Origin of the sequence: Sphingomonas sp. BK345 (genome assembly GCF_014193845.1) — a bacterium.
GTDB lineage: Bacteria > Pseudomonadota > Alphaproteobacteria > Sphingomonadales > Sphingomonadaceae > Sphingomonas.
Window position 1 is genome coordinate 19,000 of the sequence record NZ_JACHZX010000008.1, and the last position, 13,601, is coordinate 32,600.

Annotated in this window: 13 protein-coding genes; 7 read left to right on the forward strand and 6 right to left on the reverse strand. The window is 71.0% G+C overall.

Features of this window, described 5'->3' with window-relative positions:
* Positions 1-58 precede the first annotated feature (58 nt).
* From FHY03_RS18595 to FHY03_RS18610, 4 genes are all read left to right on the forward strand, one after another.
* The gene (locus FHY03_RS18595) at positions 59-949 is read left to right on the forward strand and encodes a PAS domain-containing protein (RefSeq protein ID WP_183932021.1); all 891 of its coding nucleotides are present in this window, start codon (positions 59-61) and stop codon (positions 947-949) included.
* A 75-nt stretch (positions 950-1,024) separates the two neighbouring features.
* Positions 1,025-1,681 (forward strand): DUF6975 family protein, encoded by a 657-nt coding sequence (locus tag FHY03_RS18600; protein ID WP_183932022.1) that lies wholly within the window; start codon positions 1,025-1,027, stop codon positions 1,679-1,681.
* A gap of 42 nt (positions 1,682-1,723) precedes the next feature.
* Positions 1,724-2,578, forward strand: coding sequence for a MoxR family ATPase (locus FHY03_RS18605; RefSeq protein ID WP_183932023.1), 855 nt, complete (start codon positions 1,724-1,726; stop codon positions 2,576-2,578).
* A 9-nt stretch (positions 2,579-2,587) separates the two neighbouring features.
* Positions 2,588-3,766 carry a VWA domain-containing protein gene (locus tag FHY03_RS18610; protein WP_183932024.1) on the forward strand — a complete coding sequence of 393 codons (1,179 nt, stop codon included), beginning with the start codon at positions 2,588-2,590 and terminating at the stop codon, positions 3,764-3,766.
* A 7-nt stretch (positions 3,767-3,773) separates the two neighbouring features.
* Here the strand turns inward: FHY03_RS18610 and FHY03_RS18615 are convergent, their stop codons facing one another.
* From FHY03_RS18615 to FHY03_RS18630, 4 genes are all read right to left on the reverse strand, one after another.
* Positions 3,774-4,478, reverse strand: a complete 705-nt coding sequence (locus FHY03_RS18615) for a ribonuclease T2 family protein (protein ID WP_183932025.1) — start codon at positions 4,476-4,478, stop codon at positions 3,774-3,776.
* Entirely contained in the window at positions 4,475-4,921 is a 447-nt protein-coding gene (locus FHY03_RS18620; RefSeq protein ID WP_183932026.1) for a hypothetical protein, read from the reverse strand. Before FHY03_RS18620 ends, FHY03_RS18615 begins: the two co-directional genes overlap by 4 nt.
* Before the next feature lie 64 nt (positions 4,922-4,985).
* On the reverse strand, positions 4,986-5,831 hold the full coding sequence (gene nadC / locus FHY03_RS18625) for a carboxylating nicotinate-nucleotide diphosphorylase (protein WP_183920306.1): 846 nt from the start codon (positions 5,829-5,831) through the stop codon (positions 4,986-4,988).
* Entirely contained in the window at positions 5,828-6,286 is a 459-nt protein-coding gene (locus FHY03_RS18630) for an SH3 domain-containing protein (RefSeq protein WP_260159464.1), read from the reverse strand. The genes nadC and FHY03_RS18630 overlap by 4 nt, the downstream gene beginning before the upstream one ends.
* A 129-nt stretch (positions 6,287-6,415) precedes the next feature.
* On the opposite strand from FHY03_RS18630, the gene FHY03_RS18635 reads away from it, so the two are divergent.
* The gene (locus FHY03_RS18635; protein WP_183932027.1) at positions 6,416-7,414 is read left to right on the forward strand and encodes a D-glycerate dehydrogenase; all 999 of its coding nucleotides are present in this window, start codon (positions 6,416-6,418) and stop codon (positions 7,412-7,414) included.
* Between the two features lie 409 nt (positions 7,415-7,823).
* On the opposite strand, the gene FHY03_RS18640 is transcribed toward FHY03_RS18635, so the two are convergent.
* Positions 7,824-8,837 carry a hypothetical protein gene (locus FHY03_RS18640; protein ID WP_183932028.1) on the reverse strand — a complete coding sequence of 338 codons (1,014 nt, stop codon included), beginning with the start codon at positions 8,835-8,837 and terminating at the stop codon, positions 7,824-7,826.
* A 270-nt stretch (positions 8,838-9,107) separates the two neighbouring features.
* On the opposite strand from FHY03_RS18640, the gene FHY03_RS18645 reads away from it, so the two are divergent.
* Positions 9,108-9,599: a nucleoside deaminase gene (locus tag FHY03_RS18645; protein ID WP_183920300.1), complete on the forward strand. Its 492-nt coding sequence runs from the start codon at positions 9,108-9,110 to the stop codon at positions 9,597-9,599.
* Between the two features lie 132 nt (positions 9,600-9,731).
* Here FHY03_RS18645 and FHY03_RS18650 read toward each other — a convergent pair whose 3' ends face one another.
* Positions 9,732-11,066: an AarF/ABC1/UbiB kinase family protein gene (locus FHY03_RS18650; RefSeq protein ID WP_183932029.1), complete on the reverse strand. Its 1,335-nt coding sequence runs from the start codon at positions 11,064-11,066 to the stop codon at positions 9,732-9,734.
* A 151-nt stretch (positions 11,067-11,217) separates the two neighbouring features.
* On the opposite strand from FHY03_RS18650, the gene FHY03_RS18655 reads away from it, so the two are divergent.
* Entirely contained in the window at positions 11,218-13,557 is a 2,340-nt protein-coding gene (locus tag FHY03_RS18655; RefSeq protein WP_183932030.1) for a GH92 family glycosyl hydrolase, read from the forward strand.
* Positions 13,558-13,601: the final 44 nt, after the last annotated feature.

A 13,601-nucleotide genomic window follows, 5' to 3' on the forward strand; every position in this document is an offset into this window, starting at 1 on the left:
TACTCATGATTGATGGCGATCAATTCACAAAGATGTGAATAACATCAATTAATTGCATATGATCGACCCGGCATCCGGCCGCGACGCTCCGCGGCTTCACGTCACGGCTTCGACGCTGGTCCGGCATTTCGGCGAGTGGCAGGAGCGTGCCGCGCGCGCGCCGGTCTATGTGCTCCACCACGGGCGTCCGCGCTTGATCCTTGTCGGCGTAGAGCTCGCGGCGACGCTCGGCGGGGGCGGCCAATCGGAGCAACCCGCCGCGGCACTGCTCGATCCCATTCTCGATGCGCTCGATCTGCCGCTGCTGCTGCTCGATGGCGAGGGGCTGATCGCGCGCGCCAACACGGCCGCGCGCGCGCGCTTCGGCGATCGGGTCACGACGCATGCCGGCGTTATGGCGCTGTCGCAGCGCGACGGCGGCACGCTCGCCGCAGCGGTGCGGCGCGTGCTCGACGGTGCCGCGCGCGAGCGCGTGACGGTGGCGGCGGATCGTGCGTCCGGGCGCACGCTGGGCGTGACGGTGGAGCCGCTGCCCGACGGGTGCCTGCTGCGGATCGAGGACGAGACCGCGGCGACGGAGACGCAGGCCGCCGTGGCGGCGCGGGACTCGATCATCGCGGCCGTCGAGACCACGGGACTTGCCGCACTCGCGCGGATAAGCCTTCGCGGCTATCTCGTCGCGCCTCGACCCGCCCTGGCGGAACTGCTGGAGACGCCCCTTCCCCTCCTCGCCGGCACGCGCTTCCTTGCCCTGGTGGCCGCGACCGACCGGCCGGCGGTCGGCGAATCGCTCGAACGCGCCAGCGGGGGCGAGATCGGCGAAGTGGTGAAAGCGGCATTGCTGACCAGCGATGGCGAAGAGCTGGACGTCGCGCTCAGTTTCTGGCCGATCCGGGTCAATGGACGAGCCGAGGAGGTGGTCGCGGCGGTGGTTCGGCGACCCGCGTAAACCGCACCTTTACGTCGATCAGCTAGCTCGCAGCGCGCGGCCGAGGCGCGCCGCGATAGCGTGGAGGCAAGAAACATGGCGGACGCGAGTCAGCGCCCCGAGGACGGTCCGGCCGACCTGATCCTCGCGATGGTCGCGCGCGACGGCACCGCCGCGTCGCGTCACGCCCAGGACCTCGCCGACCCGAATGTGCCGTTGCGCGACCTCGCCGACGCGATCCACGCTCTGTGCGTCGTCCACGGCACCTTTCCCGGCATGGTCGATCACGCCACCGCGCACGGCGCCGACACGCTCGCGCCGGCGTGGCTCGCGCGCGCCGCGAGCGTGATGGCGGCAGAACGCGCCCTGCTGGTACGCCTCGCCGCCGCGGCAGGCCCGCTGCCTTCGACGCCGGGTCAGGCGAGTGCGGCCGCCGCGATCCTGCAGCAGCGCGACACGCTGGCGCTGCTGGCGCGCTCGGACCGGCTCGGCTGTGCCACCGGCGCCGCCGCCGCCTTCGTGCTCGACTGGGTCGCGATCAGAGGCCTGCTCGAGCGCTGCGCGGTACGGCTCGGCGAGGAGGCCACATCCAGCTTCGCGGCCGCGCGCGATGAGGCGGTCGCGATGCTGCACGGCCTGACCCTGGCGCCGGCGCGGGTGCGCGCGCTCACCTTCGGCGCCGAGCAGTTGCTCACGCAGCATCGTGGGCTGTGGCAGCTGCTCGAGTCGCGCGCCGCCGCACGGGGCGGCTGAGCCGGCTTGCCAGCCGCCGTTGGGCACCGCATGACGGCGCGAATGGAACGCTTCGAGGGCACCGGCGACTATGTCGCCACCGATGATCTGAAGGTGGCGGTCAACGCCGCGGTGCGGCTGCGGCGCCCGCTGCTGGTCAAGGGTGAGCCCGGCACGGGCAAGACCGTGCTCGCGCACGAGATCGCGCGCGCGACCGGCTATCCGCTCATCGAGTGGACGGTGAAGTCGACCACCAAGGCGCAGCAGGGCCTCTACGACTATGACGCGGTGGCGCGGCTGCGCGATGGCCAGCTCGGCGACCCGCGGGTCAACGACATCGCCAATTACATCCGCCGCGGCAAATTGTGGGAGGCATTCGAGCGCGACACGCCCGCGGTGCTGCTGATCGACGAGATCGACAAGGCCGACATCGAGTTCCCCAACGACCTGTTGCAGGAACTCGATCGCATGGAGTTCCACGTCTATGAGACCGGACAGACCGTGCGCGCCGCCCAGCGCCCTATCGTGGTGATCACCTCGAACAACGAGAAGGAGCTGCCCGACGCCTTCCTTCGTCGCTGCTTCTTCCACTACATTCGCTTTCCCGATCGGGCGACGATGCAGGCGATCGTCGACGTCCACTTCCCCGGCATCCAGACCGCCTTGGTCAGCCGCGCGCTCGACCTGTTCTACGAGGTGCGCGAGGTGCCCGGGATCAAGAAGAAACCGTCGACCAGCGAGCTGCTCGACTGGCTCCGGCTGCTGATGCACGAGGACCTGCCGCTCGAGGTGCTGCAGCAGCGCGACCCGACCAAGGCGATCCCGCCGCTGCACGGTGCTCTGCTGAAGAACGAGCAGGACGTGATGCTGTTCGAGCGGCTCGCCTTCATGGCGCGGCGGCATGCGCCGCGGCCCTGAACGGGCGCGATGTTCCTCGCCTTCCTCGATGCCCTGCGCGCCGCGGGGATCCCGGCGAGCCTCAAGGAGCATCTGCTGCTGCTCGAGGCGCTCGATGCCGCGGTGATCGACCGTTCGCCCGAGCAATTCTACTATCTCAGCCGCGCGATCTACGTGAAGGACGAGGCGCTGCTCGACCGCTTCGACCAGGTCTTCGCCGCGGTGTTCCGCGGCGCGCTGCCGCTCGAGGGCGTCGCACCCGCCGAGCTGCCCGAGGAGTGGCTCCGCGCGCTCGCGCAGCGCCATCTCACTCCCGAGCAGCGCGCGGCGATCCAGTCGCTCGGTTCATGGGATGAGATCATGCGGACGCTGCGCGAGCGGCTCGCCGAGCAGCACGCGCGCCATCAGGGCGGCAGCAAGTGGATCGGCACCGGCGGTACCAGCCCGTTCGGCAACGCGGGCTACAACCCCGAGGGCGTCCGCATCGGCGGCGAACCGACCCAGGGGCGCGCGATGAAGGTGTGGGAGCAGCGCGCCTTCCGGGACCTCGACTCCTCGCGCGAGCTCGGCACGCGCAACATCAAGCTGGGATTGCGCCGGCTCCGCCGCTTCGCCCGCGCCGGTGCCGCGGAAGAGCTGGACTTGGACGCTACCGTCGACGGTACCGCGCGCCAGGGCTGGCTCGACGTGCGCCTGCGCCCGGCGCGGCGCAACGCAGTCAAGCTGCTGCTCTTCCTCGACGTCGGCGGCTCGATGGACCCGTTCGTCAGCGCCTGTGAGGAGCTGTTCTCCGCCGCTACCAGCGAGTTCCGCGACCTCGAGTTCTTCTACTTCCACAATTGCGTCTACGAGGGCGTGTGGAAGGACAACCGCCGTCGTTTCGACGCGCGCACGTCGACGCTCGAGCTGCTCCACACCTATGGCCGCGACTATAAGCTGCTGTTCGTCGGGGACGCGGCGATGAGTCCGTACGAGATCACGCATCCCGGCGGCTCGGTCGAGCACCACAATGACGAGCCCGGCGCGGCCTGGCTGCGGCGACTGACCGAGGCCTATCCCGCCGCTGCCTGGCTCAACCCCGCGCCGGAAGCGCACTGGGATTATTCCGCCTCGACCGCGCTGGTCCGCGACCTGCTGAACGGGCGCATGTTCCCGCTGACGCTCGACGGGATCGACGCCGCCACGCGCGCGCTGGCGCGCCGGCGTTGAGCGCGGCTCAGCCGCGCCAGATCCGCAGCGGGGCGCCCGGCCTCAGCCCGCCCTGGTGCGCCGGGCAGCGCGTGTAGCGGAAGGCCTCGTCGACGCAGAGCCAGAGCTCGTCGAGCCAGCCCTGCTTCGTCGCGGTCACGCGCATCATGTCGGCACGCATCCCCGGATTGACGCGCGCCACCGCGGCGGCCATCGCGCCCGCGGTCAGCGACCGGCGCGACAGCGCCGCCATGTCGGGGAAGCGGAGCCGTCCGTACATCGCGTTCGATTGGCGGAAGTATCGCTCCGGGGAATAGCCTGCCATGCAGGTGCCGTGCTTGGCCCATTCGTGCTGGAGCAGCTGCGCCGAAGGCGTCGCGCAGAGATGGCGGCGCAGCACCGCCGCGGGCAGGATCGCGGTGGAGCGACAATATTGCGGCCACGCCTTGCCCTCGCCGTCGGGCCAAAGCCCGTGGAGCACGAAGCCGAAGCGGTTGGCCGAGCCGCACTGGAAGCGCGCGTCCCGCCCATCGCCGTGGTCGCGACAATATTGCGGGCTCCACGTCACCGCCAGCGTGTAGCTGCCGATCGGCACGCGTCGCGCCGGCTGGCTGGCGCTCGGCAGATCGGGGCGCGGCGCCGCGACCGTGTCGGGCAGCGCGCAGGAGAGCGCCTGCGCGCCAGCGCTCCCGGGTAGCGCCACCAAGGCCGCCGCGGCCATCCAGCGAGTCATGACAGCTCCTCCCTATGGCCGTCGAGATCGTCCTCATCGTCGCCCTCGTCCAACCCGAACCAATCGCGCGCCGCGGGCGCGAACAGCTGCGCCGCCGCGGTCATCTCCAGCGGAACGCGTACCAGCCCGAGCAAGGTCGGCAGCGCGAGCGGCGCACTGAACAGGCCGGGCAGCAGGCCGAGCAGATGGAGCGTCGTCAGCAGCACCACCATCCAGCGCACCCAGGCCACGCCGCGGCGTGCCACCGCATACCACTGGAACAGCGCGATGACGACGTTGAGCCCCAGCGCCGCGACGAGCATCCAGCCGAACCCGGCCGTCCGCGGATCGGTCGCGAGCCGCGTCGACAGCTGGTTCCAGGTCAACGCCCAGATGAGCAGCCCCAGCGCGAAGGAGGTCAGGTACAGCCGCTCGAAACGGACGATCGGGGGCGGACGCGTCACGATGACCTCACATGGTTGCGCGCGCGCTCTGCGCCGCCGCGTTCGTCGACGCAAGCGGGCAGGCTCACGCCGCGGCGACGTCGAGCCCGATATCCGCCGCGGGCGCCGACTGGGTGATGCGACCGACGCTGACATAGGTCACGCCGCTCGCGCCGATCGCCCCGATCGTCTCGAGCGAGACCCCGCCCGAGGCCTCGGTCGGCACGCGCCCATCGACCAGCGCCACCGCCTCGCGCAGCATCGCCGGAGGCATGTTGTCGAGCAGCAGGTGGGTCGCCCCCGCCTCCAGCGCGGGCGTGATCTGGTCGAGCCGGTCGACCTCGACGATGATGTCGACGATCCCGGCGGCGCGGGCGAGCGCGGCGGCGGGGCCGACCCCACCGGCGACCGCGACGTGATTGTCCTTGATCATCGCCGCGTCCCACAATCCCATTCGGTGATTGCGTGCGCCGCCGGTGCGGGTGGCGTATTTCTCGAGCCGGCGCAGCCCCGGCAGTGTCTTGCGCGTGTCGAGCAGCGTCGCGCCGGTGCCCTCCAGCGCCGCGACATAGGCGCCGGTCAGCGTCGCGATCCCCGACAGATGCTGGATCGTGTTGAGCGCCGAGCGTTCCGCGGTGAGCACCGCGCGCGCCGCGCCGGTGACGCGCAGCAGCTTGGCACCCGGCGACACCCGGTCGCCGTCGCGCACCAGCGGCTGGATCGTGGCATCGGGGTCGAGCCGGCGGAAGAAAGCGGCAGCGAGCGCCACGCCGCAGACGATGATTGCGTCGCGGCTGTCCATCACCGCGGCGAAGCGCGCCGCGGCCGGGATCACCGCGGCGGAGGTGATGTCTCCCACCCCGCCCAGGTCCTCGGCCAGCGTCGAATCGACGAAGGCGTCGGTGTCAAACCCCTCCAGCACAAAGCTCATGGCAACACCTCGCCGGGCGCGACGCCCCACAGCCGCTCGGTCTGGACGAAACCGGCCTGGCCGTGGACGTCGAAGCGGCACCAGCCGTTGCCGCACTGGCTCAAGCGCCCGACCACGCCGGGCTGCGCGCGCCACAGCACGTGCGGGCCGCCGGGGCGGTCGCGCAGCTCGGCGGTCTCGCCGCCGGTGACGATCGCGGTGCGGGTGTGGCTCACCAGCGTGCCGAGCATCCAGCCCTGCGTACCGCCCGGGTCCTCGACCTTGCGCCACTCCTTGAACACGGCGACGACGCGCACCGGCAGATCGGCGCGGACATAGACCCAGCTCGACGGGAAGGTGCGCCCCGGCCCGGTCCGCATCCGCGCGCGCGACGGGCTGAGGGAGGCATAATAGGGCGGCTCGCGCAGGTCGGGCGCGGCGTCTGCCGCCGCCCCGCACGCCATCGCCGCCGCCATCACCGCCGCCATCGCGGCGCGCCGTCCCGCTGAGATCCCGCTGTCCACGCGCGAGTCTGTAAGAGGCGCGCGGCGCGCCAGCAACCGCTTACCGTTGACGCCCGCGCGGGGCTGCGCCACTCCGGGCACATGGCCGATCCGCGACGCTGCGCCCATCCCAAGGTGACCGTCACGCGCGAGCTGCCCGAGGTCGTCATGCAGCGGCTCGAGCAATTGTTCGACACGAGCAACAACCGCGGCGACCGCGCGCTCTCGCGCGACGCGCTCGCCGCTGCGATGGCCGACAGCGACGTGCTGGTCCCCGCCGTCACCGACACGATCGACGCCGCGCTGATCGCCGGCGCGGGCGAGCGGCTGCGCCTGATCGCCAATTTCGGCGCGGGGGTGAACCACATCGACCTGCGCGCCGCCCGCGCGCGCGACATCATCGTCACCAACACGCCCGGCGTTCTCACCGAGGACACCGCCGACCTGGTGATGGCGCTGATCGTCTCGGTGCCGCGCCGCCTCGCCGAGGGCGAGAAACTGGTGCGCTCGGGCCAGTGGACCGGCTGGAGCCCGGGCGGGATGCTGGGCTATCGCATCGGCGGCAAGGCGCTGGGCATCGTCGGCATGGGGCGGATCGGCCAGGCGGTGGCGCGGCGCGCGCGCGCGTTCGGGCTCTCGATCCACTATCACAACCGCCATCGCCTGCCCGCGGCGGTCGAGCGTGAGCTCGGCGCGACCTGGCATGCCGAGCTCGACGGCCTGCTCGGCACGGTCGACGTGCTGACGATCCACACTCCCCTTAATGCCGACAGCCGCGACCTGATCGACCGGCAAAGGCTGGCGCTGCTGCGCCCGCACGTCTTCGTCATCAACGCCAGTCGCGGCGGCATCCTCGACGAGGACGCGCTGGTCGACGCGCTGGAGGCGGGACGGCTCGCCGGTGCCGGGCTCGACGTGTGGCGCCACGAGCCCGAGATCGACCCGCGGCTGCTCGCGCTGCCCAACGTCGTCATGACGCCGCACATGGGCTCGGCGACGTACGAGGGCCGCGTCGCCTCGGGCGAGCGCGTCATCGCGAATATCCGCAGCTGGGCCGACGGCCATCGCCCGCCCGATCAGGTGCTGGAGGGCTGGGCCTGAGCCCTCGCCGCGGCGCGCGAATGTTGAGAAAGTTGAGCCGCTGGACGGCATCGCGCGCGGGACTCAACATTCGCCCGACATCAGGCAGTGTCGAGATGCTTCGCTCTAAGTGTAGACGGAGCCAAGCTTTCTCACTTCGATGACTGGTCCTTGCCGGTTTAGGGTGGCGCGAATGTTGAGTCATGTGGGAGGCCCGGCGAGATCCGAGAGGGAGGCTGCGCGACGTTTAAGTCTACGCGGCGCGATGATCCGAACCCCTCCCCTTCAGCGGAGGGATCGGGGTGGGGCGTGACCGATAGCGCCGCGCTCGCGGCAGCGCCCCACCCCTCCCCTGACAATGAGGGATGAGTCACCGGACACCGCCCAGCTCTATCGCATCCGCTCCCGCGTAGGACAGCCCCACCTGCGGTCAGCGCCCGAAGGCGGCGCGGTACACCCGCGCCACTCTCGGCAGGTGGCCGTCGGTCAGCTTGGCGTTGATGCCGCCATCGGAGCGATCCCAGTAATTGTGGTGCGACAGGCGCGATCCCTGCGCCACGATCCAGGCGGCGAGCAGCTGCGCGAAGACGGCGGCGCGATCGTCGTCGACGCCCCATTCCGACAGGCCGATCAGCTTGCCGTGGCGCGCGCCGAAGCTCGACAGCCAGGCCAGACCGAACGGCTGCGACAGGCGATAGCCGAAGATCGACCGGCCGCCGTCGCGCATGTTCTGGTCGTCGTACTGGCCCTGGTAGTAGAGATCGAGGCTGACGACGTCGACCACGTCGTCGCCGGGATAGCATTGCTCCGGGTTGATCCCGCCCTCCCCGATGTTGGGGCACCAGTCGAAGTAGAAGCGGTGCGAGACCTGGCGGAAGACGCCGGCGATGCGACGCCACGCCGCGACATAGAGCCGTGCCGCCCAGCGCCCGCCCGCGTCGCGCGCGGCGAGCGACTGCGACGGCAGGTTGAACTCCCACGGCAGGCGCACGTAGATGCGGCTGTTCCCGCGCGGATAGGCGGCGAGGATCGCGCTGGCGACGCGACGGTAGAGGTCGTCGCGCTGGCCCGCGGCGACGCTGTCGTAACCGCCCGGACCGCCGACCGGCACCGACCATTGCACCCGCCGACCCTGCGCCAGCACCTCGCGACCGACGCCGGCGATGAAGTCGATCGACTGGTCCAGCTGCCCCCAGCTGTCCTGGTTGAAGTAGAGCAGGTCATGGTCCTGCGGTCGGCCGAGCCACTGCGCCCATCGCCGCATCGCGGCGGGATCGTTGCCCGTGATGGCGCCGAGCTGACGCGTCGGAATGCCGTCCTGGCGCAGGCCGGGCACCTCGCCGGCATGGCCGCGGCACGCCACCAGCGCGGTTGCCGCCGCGCCCGCGCCCAGCCGCAGCGCATCGCGTCGACTTGTCTGCCGCGGCTGATCGGTATCAAACATCATCTTCCTCCTCGAACCCCGTCGCCCGGGTAGAAGTTGCTGCGACTGCGAGATAGCCTGCGGGCCGCCCGCGGCCGCTCCGCTCGCGCCGCACCGACCACCGTTCACCGGCTTCCGTGCCCCGGCTGCGACGAATCGCGGACGTCGCCGTGCTCTGCCCGATCACCAGAGCTACAGCCGCTCACCACTAAGTCGTTGTTATTTGTGGGTCAGCCCGCAGCGGCTGGGACCGACCGCGGCGCCGCGGCGTTGAGCGCGGCGGAGGTGTGCATGACCGAGGAAGACGAACGCTGGATGCGCGAGGCGATCGCGGTGGCGCGCTCGAAGGGATCGGACCCGTCGACCTCGCCGCTCGGCTCGGTGATCGTGCTCGACGGCAAGGTGCTGGCGGCCGAGCGCAACCAGACCCATGAACTGCCCGACGCGACCGCCCATGCCGAGATGATGGCGATCCGCCGCGCCTGCGAGAACAGCGGCGAACTCGAGCTGCGTGGCGCCACGCTCTACTCGACGCTGCAGCCGTGCGGCATGTGCACGATGGCGTCGATCTGGTCGAAGGTCGGGCGGGTGGTCTACGGCGCCGGCCGCGAGGACGTCCACGCGATGTACTGGGAGGCGCAGCACGTCGACACCTTGTCCTTCATCGCGGACGCCTATCGCGACGACATCGTGATCGAGGGCGGTTGCCTGCGCGAGGAATGCGCCTCGCTCTATTACCCGCCCGACGCCGATCTGCCCGCGGAGGAGCAGGCGAACCTGTGAGGCGGTTGCGCTCCGCCGGATCGCCCGCACTCGGTCGAGCGCTGCCCTGCCCTCTTCCTCCTGCGTCATCCTGAAACAAGTTCAGGATGACGCAGGATGAGATGAAGCGGCGGCGCTCCCGGCCGCACCGCCCTACCCCATCGCCGCCGCGCCCAGCCCGCGATAGCGCTCTACCATCGCGCGCACATCGACCCGCGCGCCGAGCCGCGCGCACAGCAGCGCGGTGCCGCTCACCTTGCGCTGGACGAACAAGGTATCGATCGGCGGCAGGTGCCAGGTCGAGCGGTCGCGCGCCACCACGGTCGCCTCCTCGCGGATCACGCCGACGAAGCGGCGATCGCCGAAGTCGAACAGGCCAGGCCGGCCGAGCTCGCCCAGGATCACATCGATCATGCGGTTGACCGCCGCGCCGTGGCGCTCCACCGCGGCGCGGCCGAGGAAGCCCGCGGCCAGCGCCGCCTCGCGCACGCGCGCGCCGTCGCCGTCTAGCCCCGCCATCAGCAGCCGGTGATAGCCCGCACGCGTCTCCGCGCGCCCCGGCCGCGCCGCGCCAAAGTCGAGCAGGACCAACCGCCCCGTTTCCGCCTGCCAGCGGTAGTTGGCGAAATTGGGGTCGGTTTGCATCACGCCCCAGTCGAACAGCTCGCGCAGCACCAGCCGCACCAGCGCCGCGCCGGCGGTGTCGCGCGTCTCCTGCGCCGCCTCGGCGAGCGTCTCAACCGGCGCACCCGCGACGAAGTCCATCGCCAGGACGCGCTCGGTGCTCAGCGCGGGCTCGGCCGCGGGCAGCACATAGCCGGGGTCGTCGCCGAGCAGGTCGCGGTAGCGCTGGAGCATCGCCAGCTCGCGCGCGTAATCGGCCTCCTCGCGCAGCTGGCGCTTGGCTTCCTCAAGCAAAGGCCCCAGGTCAAGCTCGCGCGGCAGCAGCCCGGTGACGCGCAGCAGCGTCGCGACATTGTCGACGTCGGCGTCGATGCTCTCCGCCACGCCGGGATATTGCACCTTGATCGCCAGTACGCGCCCGTCGCGCAACTCGGCGCGGTGGACCTGGCCGATCGAAGCCGCGGCGATCGGATGCGCCTGGAAGTGGCGGAAGCGCTTGCGCCACCCCTCGCCCCATTGCTGCGCCAGCACGCGGTCGAGCTGCGCCGGGGGCATATGGTGCGCGTTCTCGCGCAGCCGCGCCATGATCGCGGTGAGCTCCGCGGGCAGCACGTCGCCTGCGTCCATCGAGATCATCTGCCCCAGCTTCATCGCCGCGCCGCGCAGCTGGGAGAGCTGGTCGGCGACCCGCGCGGCATTGGCGGGGGTGAGCAGCAGCTCGTTCATGCGCGGCCGCTCGCCGGCGGCGAGCCGCCGCGCGCCCTCGGCGATCACACCGCCGGCGACGCCGCCGGCGAGCTTGCCGAATCCGCCCAGTCGCGACCATCGCCCGCTTGGCACCGCGCGTCCGCGCTCGTCCACCATCCGCTCACTCCTTCGCGCGCCTGCAACGGCCGGGCGCGGCGTTCGGGTGCACGCGGCAACACACACCATTGACAAGCAAATTGATTTATCCGTCTAATCAGAAGCGTAGCCGGGTGGCAGCGGATCACCCTGCGCGGGCGGGAGAGTGACGATGCGGCGAGCGACACGATGGGCGGGCGCGGCGGCGCTCGCGGCGCTGACGGCGAGCGGCGGTCACGGCCAGCAGGCCGGCCCCTCCGGCGTCGATCTCGCCGACCCGCGCGTCGGCACCGCGCCGCTCGACCGCCCCGAGCTGATCGGCAACGCGCCGCCGCCGGGCGAGCCGACCTATTCGGGCATCACCTCGCCGGGTGCGCGGCTGCCGCACAGCGCGGTCGAGGCGGCACCGGTCAACGTCAACGTGCCGCTCACCTACCCCAGCGGCGTCGCGACGCCCTATTACTACAGCAATCCGACGATGATCGGCTTCACCGCGGGCGGCGGGCCGACCTATGGCGGGCGCGCGCAGCCCTTCGTCATGCCCGTGGTCGGCGACTGGACCGTGCCGCCGGCCTCGACTGAGGCCTATTACGACAAGACCAAGGAGGTGGCATCGCCGGGCTATTATGCCGCCGATCTCACCAGTATCGGCGTCAAGGCCGAGCTGACCGCGACGCGCGCCACCGGGCTGATGCGCTTCACCTTTCCCGCCACCGAACGGGCGCACCTGATCCTCAATCTCAACCGCCGCGGCGGCGCGATCGAGGTGGTGAACGACCGCACCGTGCGCGGCGCCGCCACCGCCAACGACGATCACGACGCGCGCGACGGCCGCTATTTCGTCGCGATGTTCTCCAAGCCGTTCAAGCGCTTTGGCACGTTCCGCAAGGATCCTGGCGGTGGCCAGGGCTATGGCATCGGGGGCGCGGACGTGATGCCCGACGCGCGCACGATCGAGGGCGGGTTCGCCGGCGCCTACGCCGACTTCACCACCCGCGCGGGCGAGCAGGTGCTCGTCAAGATCGCACACGGCGCGAGCTACGCCGACGCCGAGGCGCGGCTACGCGCGGAGAGCCCGGGCTGGGACTTCGACGGCATGCGTGACGCCGCGCGCGCGGCCTGGTCGGGGCTGCTCGACCGCGTGCAGGTGAGCGGCGGCAGCGAGAAGCAGCGGCGGCTGTTCTATTCCACCCTGTTCCAGTCCTTCGCCAGCCCGCGGCTGATCGCGCGCAAGGGCGAGCGCTTCGCCGACAGCAATGGCAAGGTGCAGACCGCGACGCACGACCGCTACGGCCCGGTGCCGTTCTGGGATACCGGGCGCAACCAGATCGTGCTGCTCGAGCTGCTCGAGCCCAAGGTCGTGCAGGACATCATGGCGTCCGAGCTCGACATGGCGCGCGAGCGCGGCTTCATGAACACCTCGTTCCACGGCGACAATGCGGTCTTCCTGTATCTCGGCGCGATGCGGCGCGGCATCCCGTTCGACTATGCCGCGGCCTATGAATTCATGCGCAAGAACGCGACCGACGCCGCTGGGCCGCGCGGCTATCTCGCCGAGTACATGCGCCGCGGCTGGATCTCGGACGAGGTGCCCGCGGGCAACCCCAGCCCGCCCTATGCGGGCGGCAAGGCAGGCGCGGCGACCACGCTCGAATATGCCTGGGATGATCACGCCATGGCCGAGCTGGCCGAGCGGCTCGGGCGCCGCGACGACGTCGCGCTGTTCCGCCGCCGCGCCGCCAACTGGCGCAACGTGTTCGACAAGCGCAGCGGCTTCGTCCGCGGCCGCACCGAGGACGGCAAGTGGATCGCGCCGTTCGACCCGCAGGAGCCCTATTACAACTTCATGATGAAGGAGGCGTCGGGCTGGTCGACCCTGTGGCTGGTGCCGCACGACGTCGGCGGACTCGCTGGCGCGCTCGGCGGGCGCGCCGCGTTCAACGCCAAGCTCGACCGCTTCTTCGCCACCCCCTACACGCCGAAGGGGATCTGCCGCGACTGCACCGGGATGGTCGGCCAGTATGTCCAGGGCAACCAGCCCGACCAGCACGCGCCTTTCCTCTACGCCTGGGGCGGGCAGCCGTGGAAGACGCAGGCGCTGACCCGCCGCATCCTCGACACGCTGTACGGCAGCGACGCCTCGGGCTTCGGCTATCCCGGCATGGACGACCAGGGCGCGACCTCGTCGTGGTACGCACTGACGGCGATGGGCTTCTATCCGGTCGACCCGTCGAGCGACGTCTACATGCTGGCGAGCCCGGTGTTCGACCGCGCCGCGGTGACCCTCGGCAACGGCAAGGTGCTGGAGATCGTGGCGAAGAACAACGGCGCGGCGAACCCGTACATCCAGTCGGCGACACTCAACGGGCGCCCCTGGACCAAGGCGTGGTTCCGCCACGACGACGTCAAGGACGGCGCACGGCTCGAGCTGGTGATGGGGCCGTCCCCCAACAAGGCCTGGGGCAGCGCCCCCGCCGACGCGCCGCCGACGCTCACGCCGATGCCGCGGTAGGTACGGGGAGGCGTGGCGGTCGTCTCGGGGTGGTCAGCGGCGGT

Coding starts and splice junctions, on each gene's coding strand:
- FHY03_RS18595 (WP_183932021.1), top strand. CDS start 59: ATGATCGACCCGGCATCCGGCCGCGACGCTCCGCGGCTTCACGTCACG.
- FHY03_RS18600 (WP_183932022.1), top strand. CDS start 1,025: ATGGCGGACGCGAGTCAGCGCCCCGAGGACGGTCCGGCCGACCTGATC.
- FHY03_RS18605 (WP_183932023.1), top strand. CDS start 1,724: ATGGAACGCTTCGAGGGCACCGGCGACTATGTCGCCACCGATGATCTG.
- FHY03_RS18610 (WP_183932024.1), top strand. CDS start 2,588: ATGTTCCTCGCCTTCCTCGATGCCCTGCGCGCCGCGGGGATCCCGGCG.
- FHY03_RS18615 (WP_183932025.1), bottom strand. CDS start 4,478: ATGACTCGCTGGATGGCCGCGGCGGCCTTGGTGGCGCTACCCGGGAGC.
- nadC (WP_183920306.1), bottom strand. CDS start 5,831: ATGAGCTTTGTGCTGGAGGGGTTTGACACCGACGCCTTCGTCGATTCG.
- FHY03_RS18630 (WP_260159464.1), bottom strand. CDS start 6,286: ATGGCGGCGGCGATGGCGTGCGGGGCGGCGGCAGACGCCGCGCCCGAC.
- FHY03_RS18635 (WP_183932027.1), top strand. CDS start 6,416: ATGGCCGATCCGCGACGCTGCGCCCATCCCAAGGTGACCGTCACGCGC.
- FHY03_RS18640 (WP_183932028.1), bottom strand. CDS start 8,837: ATGTTTGATACCGATCAGCCGCGGCAGACAAGTCGACGCGATGCGCTG.
- FHY03_RS18645 (WP_183920300.1), top strand. CDS start 9,108: ATGACCGAGGAAGACGAACGCTGGATGCGCGAGGCGATCGCGGTGGCG.
- FHY03_RS18650 (WP_183932029.1), bottom strand. CDS start 11,066: ATGGTGGACGAGCGCGGACGCGCGGTGCCAAGCGGGCGATGGTCGCGA.
- FHY03_RS18655 (WP_183932030.1), top strand. CDS start 11,218: ATGCGGCGAGCGACACGATGGGCGGGCGCGGCGGCGCTCGCGGCGCTG.